Origin of the sequence: Geodermatophilus pulveris (genome assembly GCF_900188375.1) — a bacterium.
Taxonomy (GTDB): domain Bacteria; phylum Actinomycetota; class Actinomycetes; order Mycobacteriales; family Geodermatophilaceae; genus Geodermatophilus; species Geodermatophilus pulveris.
In genome coordinates, this window is sequence record NZ_FZOO01000023.1 from 1 (window position 1) to 1,209 (window position 1,209).

Here is a 1,209-nt window from a genome sequence, read left to right on the forward strand (position 1 = left end):
GGTCCCCGGCCGGACCAGGTCCAGGCGTACCTGCCGTCGTCGGCGGCGAGGCCGGCCTCGCCGAGGTCGAGGGGGCGGAAGGTGTCGACCATGACGGCCAGTTCGTCGAAGGACTCCGCGCCCAGCGAGCGCTCGACGGCGCCGGGCTGGGGGCCGTGGGAGTGCCCGCCGGGGTGTACCGAGACCGAGCCGCGGCCGATGCCGGAGCCCTTGCGGGCCTCGTAGTCCCCGTCGACGTAGAACATGATCTCGTCGGAGTCGACGTTGGCGTGGTAGTAGGGCACCGGCACCGCCAGCGGGTGGTAGTCCACCTTGCGCGGCACGAAGTTGCAGATCACGAACCCGCCGCCCTCGAACACCTGGTGCACCGGCGGGGGCTGGTGCACCCGGCCGGTGATCGGTTCGAAGTCGGCGACGTTGAACGCGTAGGGGTACAGGCAGCCGTCCCAGCCGACCACGTCGAAGGGGTGCTCGGGCACGACGTGGATCGTGCCGGCCAGCCCGCCGGGGCCGGGACCGCGGTGTTTGACGTACACCTGCACGTCCACCTGCACGTCGCTGCCCTCGGCCAGCAGCGGCTGCCCCGGGGCGCGCAGGTCGCGTTCGCAGTAGGGAGCGTGTTCCAGGAACTGCCCGAACTTCGACAGGTACCGCTTGGGCGGGGTGATGTGGGAGGTGGCCTCGATGGCGTAGGTGCGCAGCGGCTCGCCGCCGGTGGGCACCCAGCGGTGCGTGGTGGCCCGCGGCAGGACCACGTAGTCCCCCGGGCCCACCTGCAGCGCGCCGAACACGGTCTGCACGGTGGCGGTGCCGCGCTCGACGAACACGCACTCGTCGCCGGTGGCGTTGCGGTACAACGGGCTGGGCAGGCTGCTCACGGCGTAGGAGATGCGCACGTCGCCGTTGCCCAGCACCAGCCGCCGCCCGGTCACCGCGTCGACCGCCTTGTGCTCCTCGCCCGGGAACAGGTCGTGCAGCCTCAGGTGGCGGGGCAGCAGCGGCGCGTTCGGGGTGAGCGTCTGGTCGGGCAGCTGCCACGGCCGGGCGTCCACCAGCGCGGAGGGGATGCCCCGGTGGTAGAGCAGCGCGGAGTCCGCGGAGAAGCCCTCCTCGCCCACCAGCTCCTCGCAGTACAGCCCGCCGTCGGGACGGCGGAACTGGGTGTGCCGCTTGCGCGGGACCTCACCCACCTGCCGGTAGAACGCCATC

At 72.5% G+C, this 1,209-nt stretch carries 1 protein-coding gene; it reads right to left on the minus strand.

The window, feature by feature from the left end:
• Positions 1-1,209: homogentisate 1,2-dioxygenase (locus CHB98_RS20890; RefSeq protein ID WP_089307534.1), on the minus strand; the 1,209-nt coding region annotated here is incomplete at both ends.